At 67.6% G+C, this 8,232-nt stretch carries 10 protein-coding genes and 1 pseudogene; 5 read left to right on the top strand and 6 right to left on the bottom strand.

What is annotated here, in order from left to right; translation table 11 throughout:
* Positions 1-304: pseudogene (locus tag IP69_RS22175) on the top strand (hypothetical protein); the annotation flags it as partial.
* 21 nt (positions 305-325) lie between these two features.
* On the top strand, positions 326-661 hold the full coding sequence (locus IP69_RS16920) for a DUF1491 family protein (RefSeq protein ID WP_054144002.1): 336 nt from the start codon (positions 326-328) through the stop codon (positions 659-661).
* A 21-nt stretch (positions 662-682) separates the two neighbouring features.
* Here the strand turns inward: IP69_RS16920 and IP69_RS16915 are convergent, their stop codons facing one another.
* Entirely contained in the window at positions 683-1,816 is a 1,134-nt protein-coding gene (locus tag IP69_RS16915) for a DUF2336 domain-containing protein (protein ID WP_054144001.1), read from the bottom strand.
* Positions 1,817-2,017: 201 nt separating this feature from the next.
* Between IP69_RS16915 and IP69_RS16910 the strand changes: the two genes are divergently transcribed.
* Complete coding sequence (locus IP69_RS16910) at positions 2,018-2,254, top strand: hypothetical protein (RefSeq protein ID WP_054144000.1); 237 nt, start codon at positions 2,018-2,020, stop codon at positions 2,252-2,254.
* Entirely contained in the window at positions 2,251-3,075 is an 825-nt protein-coding gene (locus IP69_RS16905) for a hypothetical protein (RefSeq protein ID WP_054143999.1), read from the top strand. The genes IP69_RS16910 and IP69_RS16905 overlap by 4 nt, the downstream gene beginning before the upstream one ends.
* A 3-nt stretch (positions 3,076-3,078) precedes the next feature.
* Here IP69_RS16905 and IP69_RS16900 read toward each other — a convergent pair whose 3' ends face one another.
* The 3 genes from IP69_RS16900 to IP69_RS16890 all read right to left on the bottom strand — a co-directional run bounded on the left by IP69_RS16900 (position 3,079) and on the right by IP69_RS16890 (position 6,671).
* Positions 3,079-3,777: a hypothetical protein gene (locus IP69_RS16900; RefSeq protein ID WP_054143998.1), complete on the bottom strand. Its 699-nt coding sequence runs from the start codon at positions 3,775-3,777 to the stop codon at positions 3,079-3,081.
* Positions 3,774-4,349 carry a DUF1214 domain-containing protein gene (locus IP69_RS16895; protein ID WP_054143997.1) on the bottom strand — a complete coding sequence of 192 codons (576 nt, stop codon included), beginning with the start codon at positions 4,347-4,349 and terminating at the stop codon, positions 3,774-3,776. Before IP69_RS16895 ends, IP69_RS16900 begins: the two co-directional genes overlap by 4 nt.
* A 93-nt stretch (positions 4,350-4,442) precedes the next feature.
* The gene (locus IP69_RS16890) at positions 4,443-6,671 is read right to left on the bottom strand and encodes a PBP1A family penicillin-binding protein (RefSeq protein ID WP_082359409.1); all 2,229 of its coding nucleotides are present in this window, start codon (positions 6,669-6,671) and stop codon (positions 4,443-4,445) included.
* A gap of 282 nt (positions 6,672-6,953) precedes the next feature.
* Here IP69_RS16890 and IP69_RS16885 point away from each other — a divergent pair, with 282 nt between their 5' ends.
* On the top strand, positions 6,954-7,439 hold the full coding sequence (locus IP69_RS16885) for a YcgN family cysteine cluster protein (RefSeq protein WP_054143996.1): 486 nt from the start codon (positions 6,954-6,956) through the stop codon (positions 7,437-7,439).
* Here the strand turns inward: IP69_RS16885 and IP69_RS16880 are convergent.
* Both IP69_RS16880 and IP69_RS21535 read right to left on the bottom strand, forming a co-directional pair.
* Positions 7,436-7,738 carry a HigA family addiction module antitoxin gene (locus tag IP69_RS16880; protein ID WP_054143995.1) on the bottom strand — a complete coding sequence of 101 codons (303 nt, stop codon included), beginning with the start codon at positions 7,736-7,738 and terminating at the stop codon, positions 7,436-7,438. The two genes, IP69_RS16885 and IP69_RS16880, sit on opposite strands and share 4 nt — an antisense overlap.
* 29 nt (positions 7,739-7,767) lie before the next feature.
* Complete coding sequence (locus IP69_RS21535) at positions 7,768-8,049, bottom strand: type II toxin-antitoxin system RelE/ParE family toxin (RefSeq protein WP_082359408.1); 282 nt, start codon at positions 8,047-8,049, stop codon at positions 7,768-7,770.
* Positions 8,050-8,232 lie beyond the last annotated feature (183 nt).

Here is an 8,232-nt window from a genome sequence, read left to right as displayed (position 1 = left end):
CAATCCGGCTGCGCCCGCCACGATGACGCCGGCGCCGCTGCCGCCCGCGCGTCCCAACGACCTGTCCCAGCAGGCCCGCGAGGCCAGCCGCGAGGCGGTGGTCCGTGAGACTCCCGCCCGCCCGCCGGCCGCCGTGACCAATGTCACGCGCACCGTCGCCGCGCCGGCGCCCGCGGCCCGCGCGCCGTCGCCGCGAGATCCGATTGCCGATCTGATCAATGGCGCCGATATCCGCCCGCCGGCTGATGTGCGCGGCGTCGCCCAGGCAAAATCGACCGCGCCGCGCCGCAGCGCGGAAAACTGACAAAACGGAAGATCTTTGCTGATGGCTCGTCTGACCAGCGATTTCTGGGTGTCGGCCTATCTGCGCCAGGCGGCCCATGACGGCCTCGTCGCCGTGCTGAGGCGTCGGGGCTCTGCCGAGGCCGGCGCCATCTTCGTCAAGCTCGACCGGCTCGATCGCACCGCAGCCCTTTATGGTCCCGCGCCGCAATCCCTGGCGCAGGATGATGGCGTGCGCCGCTTCCAGCTGATCCTCGATAGCGATCCCGGCAGCGTCGAGGAGCGTGTCGCGCGCGAGTTGCGCTTCGATTCCGATCTCTGGCTGGTCGAGATCGAGAACCGCCTGGGCGATCCCCGGCTCGATCTCGCCAGCGACTGAAGCCCGATCGCGGACGACCCGTCAGCGCTGATCGCGCCGGGAGCCGATCTTGCGAAGGATGTCGCTCGCGCTTGCGGGGTTCTCGATCCGCGCCGGCCCGATCCGCGCAGGCGTGCCGCTGGGGTCCATCGCCGGCTGATGCTGGCCCCGGCGTGCGGGCGCGGGCATCGGCGTGCCGCTGACCTGCATCACCAACCGAAACGCCACCGAAGGACGCACGCTGCGCATCAGCGCGACGACTGCGAAGATCCGTTCGACCGAATGGGCGGCGTCGTCGCCGAGCCGGATCAGGAAGCGCGTCGCGTCCTCGACGCTGAGGCCTGCCGCCGTGAGGGCCAGCGCGGCGAGATCGCGCGAGCGATCGGTCGCGATCGCCAGGGCCAGGCCTTCTCCCCCGCCGAGATGGCTCGCCACCGCTCGAAACGCGCTGATCGGATCATCCGCCGCCATGGCGAGCCAGCCCATGAAAAGGTCATGGGAAACCGCGAGCCGGCGCTCGGCTTGACCAAGCGAATCGAGCGCGGCCAAAGAATCGAGCATGGCCAGCCGCCGCTGCGGTCCGGCGAACAGGAACAGCGGCACCAGTTCGGCGCTGGACAGATCGTGCCGCGCCAATAGTGGCTGCACATAGCCGGCATCCTCGCGTGCGCGTGACAAAAGCAGATCGAGCGCGGCGCGTGGCAGATCGATGGCCGCATTCGCCATCAGGACAAAATCGATCGCGCGGTCGGCGCGCTCGACCAGGATCAGGGTTGCGGCGGCGTTGAGATCAGGCCGCTCCGCCAGCGCAGCCGCCAGCAGGGGGTCTTGAGCGGCCGCGAACTGTTCCGCCTCGGCCGGGGTCAGCGGCATGCCGTGCCGGATCAGGGCCGCAAGCACAGGCCCGCCGCGCGCCCCGAGCGCCAGAAGCACCGCTTCGGGCACATGCCGCCAGCCGGCAAGCTTGCGGGCCAGGATCACGGCTGTGGCCTCATCGACGCCGGGCATCAGCGCCACCGCCATCTCGGCGAAGACAGCGAGATCGTCGGGCGCCGGTTGCGGCGTCGACATCAGGAGATCCGCCTTCACCCGCAGCGAAACCTGGCTGAGATCGAGGCCGCCATCGCGCGCGAGGCGGGCGAGATGGGCGAGTTCGGCGGAAATTCGCGACGGCATGGGACACTCGACAGGTGATTCTGGACGTTGGGGAAGCGTAATCCCCGAGGCTTTAAGGGAGCGTTAACCATGTCGGGGCCTGATGCGGAACGGAAAGCCCACTTGACCCTGCGACCCGCCACCCAGGTGCCAAAGACCACTCAGGTGCCAAGACCACCCAAGTGCCGAGACCACCAAAGTGGCAAGACATGGAGGCGCATCATGGCCGACGTCATCCCCCTTGCGCTCCATCGTCGGGCGCAGCTGTCCGACGCACCGGCCGAATCGGCGCCGGCTCCGGCGACGATCCTGTTCTTCACCGGTGTTCGCTATGAAAGGCAGGCGGAGCCCGTCGCAGCCGAACCGACGGTTCGGCGCCGGTCCCGCAGCATGACCAGCACGCCGGCCGGCGCTGCGAAACGGCCCCGCAAAGCGACCAGCGCCCGGCAGCCGGCGTGACGCGGATCAGTGCCGATCTCCGCCGGCTCGCCTGTCGGCGCGGCTGGCACCGTGTCGCGCTGCTGCTCGCCGCCTTGACCGGAGCCTGCGCCGGGCCGGGCGATCTTGGCCGTCCGCGCCCGGATGTCTTCAGCCAGCTCGTCGCGCCCCAGGTCGGGTTCTGGTCGGCGACGTTCCGGGGCGAGGCCGCCTCGCATTTCCGCTTCACCGACGACGAGGAACAGCTGCGCGACCGTGCCTGGCGCTTCATCATGCCGGGCCATGAGCGCAGCGTCTTCCAGGCCCGCATCTCGGACCTCGCCCATGCCCGGATCCTTCCGGTTCAAATGCAGTCGAGCGCGGTGTCGGATTATTTCAACGCCTTGACCGGGGGCAGCTTTTCCTCGCAGGCCTCGCGCTATGCACGGCTGGCCGAGGACGCCAATGCCGACCGTCTGCTGATCGGCCCGTTCCGGGCCAATGCGATGCGCGTGGTCGCCGCCGACCGGGTCCGGATGCGGGCAGCGGAGGCCTCGCCCCATGTCGCGCCGACGCAGATCGACCCGGCCCATGCGCGCGTCGTCGAGAACGAAGGCCTGATCCTGTGGGTCTGCGAGCGTGTCGGGTTCCGCATCGAAAGCTACCGTTACGCCCTGGCCAATCTCGTCGTCGAGATGCCCTCGCGGGAGGCCATCCGCGCCGAACGCGCCATCATGGCGCTCGAAGCCGAGGCCGCACCCTTGTGCAAGCTGCCGCTGATCGGCGTCTTCGGCGGGGCCGGGCAGGAGCCCAAAGGCGATGGCGATGGCGGCGGCAAGGCTCCCGTCGTCTACAAGGGCTGAAGCTCAGTCGGCCAGGCCGCAGGCAATGCCCGTCGCCAGCGCCTCGGCATCGGCGCGGTCGGAAGGATGGCGCACCAGCACGCGCGCCACGATCAGCCCCTGATCGGTGTCGGAGACCACCCGCAATTCGCGCGCGGCTTCGCCCTCATCGTCGCGCGCCATCCGTTCGTCGCGCTGCTCTTCCGTCATCACCAGGAACTCGACGACGCCCCGGATCGCCGCGCGGTCGGTGATCGCATAGATCACGCCGCCGCCACGGCGGTGCAGCGTCAGGCCCAGCGGCAGCGTGCCTGCCCGCGCCACCACGCGCATGGGCCCGGCCGTGAGATCATAGCTGCAGACGGCCGTGACCGAAGCCGCATCCGCCTCGCGCGGCTGCGGCAGGGCGCGTGCGTCGCCTGTCGAGACGAGATCGGCGCGGCCACCGGCCCCCAGCGCACGATAGGCATGATTGGCATCGCTGGTCGACAGCACCGGGATCAGCAGGACCGTCACGATATGAACGATTCCCGCCAGCACGAGCCCGGCGAGCGTCGTGAGCAGCAGCATCCGGCCCCAGGCCGAGACCCGCATCGCGAGCGGCAAGGGGACGGGCCGACCCGGAGGCCTGGCGGGATTTGAATGGGTGATTTCCCGCTCCGATGCGCCCTCGCTCTTTGCGGCGTCCCCGGTCTCGGTCACCTCTCGATCGGCGGTGGTCATGGGCAGTCGATCCGCGTGATGCGGGGCAGGCTCTCGGGCCGCGTCTCGCCGGCCTGAGTGGCGATCGCGGTATCGTAGAGCCTCAGGCGGAACTGGAGGCGCCCGCTGGCCGGCAGGGGCAGCCAGTTGCCGGCCTGCGGCACTGAGGCGGCAGCGATCCGCATGGCGCCGCTCTCGTCTCGGATGATCTCGGCATCGGTGAAGCCGCTGCGGTCGAGCGGCAGCCGGAACGCGCTGCCATCGGCATCGGTCACGCTCAGTGTCCAGCCGCGCGTCGTCGGCGTCGTGCCCGTCAATGCATAGCGGCACTGGCCGTCCAGGGTGCGGCCCTCGTCGTCGCGCTCGGCGATCAGTTCCAATCCTTCGCCCGCGCCGAGCGGCAGATGCACGCCCCGGGCGAGATAGGCGCGCAGATAGGGGTCGATGTCGCGCCCGCCGCTGCGCGGCCAGGTCTTCCACGCGCCGATCTCGACCATCCCGAGCAAGGGCCGGCCGACCACGGCAAAATGCGCCGAAGCCAGTCCCAATCCGGCGCCGAGCGCGATCAGATAGGCGAGGGGAAGGACGCGCAAGGCCTTGCTTTCAAAACCGGGTTTCGCAGGCGACCGGCGATGCGAGTTGAACCAGCCGGTGGCGGCGCGTCAACCGCACGACAGGCCGAGCGCCTACCGGATGCGGACTTCACCGTTCCCGGAGACCTCGCGAATGCCGATCTGCAGTGGCCGGCCGGCCGGGCGTGGTGGCTCGATCGTCTTGAACATCGCGCCAACCGCCGAGAGCACCTCGAAGGATTGGCGCGGCATATGGCCGGCGCCTGGCCCCGGCACGGCGGCGACGCTGGTGGCTGGCGTGGTGTTGGCCTTGGCCACGGTCGCGGCCTTCGGATCGGGCGGCAGGACGCCAGGGATCGGCTTCAGCTCCAGGCCCTGATGGGCAAACTGCATGATCTCCTTGAATGTCATCGCCGGCAGCGAGCCGCCGGTCATGTTCGCGGTTTCAGACGAATCGTCGTTGCCGTACCAGACCGCGCCGACGAGATTGCCGGAATAGCCGACATACCAGGCGTCCTTGTAGCCATTGGTCGTGCCGGTCTTGCCCGCCGTCACCACGCCCTCGAGCGCGGCGCGCCGCCCGGTGCCCTCGGTGGGCACTTTTGAGAGCATGAAGTTCATGTCCTGCGCGACCTGCGTGCTCAGCACCTGCCGGGGTGCGGGCTCGTCGCGGTCATGGCGGTAGATCAGCTCGCCCTGCGAATTCTGGATCTCGATCGCGGCATAGGGTTGCGCCCGCTTGCCGCCATTGGCGAACACGGCATAGCCGGCGGCCATGTCGATAACGGTCACCTCGGCCGCGCCGATCGGCAGCGAGACCGTGTCGGTCAGCGGCGAATTCAGGCCCATCGCGCGGCTGGTCTCGATGATCTTCAGCCGGCCGATGCGGGCGGCGCGCGCGACATGGGTTTCGCCGGTCGCCTGACCGAGCGCGATCGACATCTGAACGGGGATCGTGTTGATCGACTTGGCCAGAGCGACCGTCAGCGGCATCGAACCGGCGAAGGAGCGTCCGTAATTGTTGGGGCACCAATTGCCGATGCACACCGGCCGGTCGGTGACGACGGTGGCGGGTTTGTACAGCCCCGCCTGCAGCGCGGCGGCATAGACGAAGGGCTTGAAGGACGAGCCCGGCTGCCGCAGGCTCGATGTCGCGCGATTGAACTGGCTTGCGCCATAGTCACGCCCGCCGACCAGCGCGCGGACTGCGCCGTCAGTCTCCAGGATGGCGGTCGCCGCCTGCTTGGCGCGGTAGCCCGGCCCGTGCTGGCGCAGGATCGACTCGATGGCCGTATCGGCACGCTCCTGGATCGCGGAGTCATGCGGCGTCTTGACCGTCAGCACCCGTTCGGGGCCGATCTTGCCGTCATCGGCCAGGCGCCGGACCTCGTCGAAGGCCCAGTCGAGATAATAATCGGGACTGGAATCGCGCCGCCGGTCGATCGGCGTCGCCGGGTTGCGCTTGGCGCTGTCGACCTGCCCGGCCGTCATGAAGCCGGCATCGACCATGGCGTTGAGCACGTCGTTGGCGCGCGCGCGGGCCGCCGGCAGATTGACATGGGGGGCGTATTTCGTCGGCGCCTTGAACAGCCCCGCCAGCATCGCCGCTTCGGCCAGCGAGACGTCGCGCACCGATTTGCCGAAATAATAGTCGGCCGCCGCCGCGACCCCGAAGGTGCCGCCGCCCATATAGGCACGATCGAGATAGAGCTTCAGAATCTCGTTCTTGGTCAGCCGCTGCTCTAGCCAGATCGCCAGGAAGGCTTCCTTGATCTTGCGGTCGAGCGAGCGCTCATTGGTCAGGAACAGGTTCTTGGCCAACTGCTGCGTCAGCGACGAGCCGCCCTGCACCACGCCAGACGCCCGCGCATTGACGGTGACGGCGCGCAACGTGCCGAAGATGTCGATGCCGAAATGGTCGTAGAAGCGCCGGTCCTCGGTGGCGAGAACAGCTTTCAGCAGATGGTCGGGCATCTCCTCGAGCTTCAGCGAATCGTCATGGCGCGCGCCGCGATGGCCGAGTTCGGCGCCGTAGCGATCGAGGAAGGTCACGGCGAAGACCTGGTTCTTCAGAGCCTCCTCGCGCCCCTCCTGGAAGGACGGGATGGCCAGGGCCAGCAAAAGGAAGGAGCCGGCGATCCCAACATTCAGTCCCTCGCTGGCAAATTCGGCCGCGAGCCTCTGGCCGCCCGTTACCGTGAGCCGGTCGGTGAAGCTGCGAATGCGCTCATAGGTATCGCCGGCGCGCCGTGCCGCGCCCCACAGCCCGGCATCGACCCATGAATCGACGGCAAGCGCGAAGCGCTTCAGTCGGGTCGTCCAGCCTGTTTTCTTGAACTCCATCGCCGTTCTGGCATCCCGATGAAAGCCACCGCCTCGATTGAGACAGCGACATTGTTTGGCCCCCATCCGGTCGCGTGAGCATCATAATCCGGCCGGACCCGAATTACATATCCACTCTTTGTCCCAGCGTAAGTAGCGCCGACGCGATCTGACGGGGACAGCAGATTCCTTGCCACGGCGCCTGTCCCGTTTCGGCACGCCAGAACGATACAGGCCTGCGAGACGAGCGGATGCAAAGCTCACATCGCTTCCATCGCGGGACATCGGGGCGCATAAGGCGGCATGACCGATGAACGAAACCCAAACGATTTCTGGCGCAGGATTTCGCTCGAGGCGATGAGCCGCGAGCAATGGGAATCGCTCTGCGACGGCTGCGGCCGCTGCTGCCTCGTCAAGCTGCAGGACGAGGATACCGATGCGATCCTGGCGACCGATATCGGCTGCCGCCTGTTCGATGCCGGCACCTGCCGCTGCAAGGACTACGAGAACCGCTCGACCATCGTGCCCGACTGCGTGACGCTGACGCCCCACGACGTCCGCACGCTGCCCTGGCTGCCGCCGACCTGCGGCTATCGGCTGGTGGCCGAGGGGCGCGACCTGCCCTGGTGGCATCCGCTGGTCTCGGGCGATCCCGAAACGGTGGTCGAAGCCGGCGTCGCGGTCCGCAACCGCGTCTTCGCCAGCGAGGACGACGTGCATGACGACGACGTGCCCGACCGCATCGTCACCTGGCCGCTGCGCTGGCCGAAGAAGGCGAGGGCGCGCTAGGCGGCAATCGGCTTGATCCGCGCGATGTCGTCGGACAGCGAGAGACGCGCTGCTTCGAGGTCGTAATCGTCCTGAAGGCCGAGCCAGAATTCGGCCGATGTGCCAAAGAGCTTGCCGAGACGCAGCGCACTGTCTGCCGTGATGCCGGTCTGTTCGCGCGCGATGCGTTCGATCCGGGTTCGTGGCGTACCGCAGGCCTTTGCAACCGCATAGGCGCTGAGGCCAAGCGGGGTCATGAATTCCTCACGCAGGACTTCGCCGGGGTGAAGCGGTGGCAGACGGTCGGCTTTGTTTTCCATCGCAGGCTCTCTCCCATCGGCTGCAATCATCAATGGTAATCCGTGATTTCGACGTCATGGGCATCGCCATCTTTCCAGATGAAGCAAATCCTGAATTGGTCGTTGATCGATATTGCGTGCTGACCTGCGCGGTCACGTTGCAGGGCATGAAGTCGATTGCCCGGCGGGGCCTTGAGGTCGTCGAGGCGGATGGCGCGATGAAGCATTCGGAGCTTGCGGCGTGCTACGGACACCAGGTCGGCGAGAAAGCGCTTGGGTTGTCGTCCATCGAAGATCGATTCGGTGGTTTTGTCTCGGAAACTGCGGATCAAGGGCGCGATCCTTGAAAGAGATCAGGATAGTATCATCGAATGATACAGACGCAAGAGCGCGATCGCATCCCGCCCTATAGGCTCATTGATTGTTCGCACGCTTTTGGGCATGACCACGCGGTCTCCGGCCCCCCCTGCCGTGGCGCGATCGGGGGTCGCTGCGCCGAACATTTCGAACGCCTG

Source organism: Allobosea sp. AAP35 (assembly GCF_001295925.1).
GTDB lineage: Bacteria > Pseudomonadota > Alphaproteobacteria > Rhizobiales > Beijerinckiaceae > Allobosea.
The sequence above is the reverse complement of the archived record's forward strand: the minus strand, read 5'-3'. Positions and strand labels throughout refer to the sequence as shown.

Coding starts and splice junctions, on each gene's coding strand:
- IP69_RS16920 (WP_054144002.1), top strand. CDS start 326: ATGGCTCGTCTGACCAGCGATTTCTGGGTGTCGGCCTATCTGCGCCAG.
- IP69_RS16915 (WP_054144001.1), bottom strand. CDS start 1,816: ATGCCGTCGCGAATTTCCGCCGAACTCGCCCATCTCGCCCGCCTCGCG.
- IP69_RS16910 (WP_054144000.1), top strand. CDS start 2,018: ATGGCCGACGTCATCCCCCTTGCGCTCCATCGTCGGGCGCAGCTGTCC.
- IP69_RS16900 (WP_054143998.1), bottom strand. CDS start 3,777: ATGACCACCGCCGATCGAGAGGTGACCGAGACCGGGGACGCCGCAAAG.
- IP69_RS16890 (WP_082359409.1), bottom strand. CDS start 6,671: ATGGAGTTCAAGAAAACAGGCTGGACGACCCGACTGAAGCGCTTCGCG.
- IP69_RS16885 (WP_054143996.1), top strand. CDS start 6,954: ATGACCGATGAACGAAACCCAAACGATTTCTGGCGCAGGATTTCGCTC.
- IP69_RS16880 (WP_054143995.1), bottom strand. CDS start 7,738: ATGGAAAACAAAGCCGACCGTCTGCCACCGCTTCACCCCGGCGAAGTC.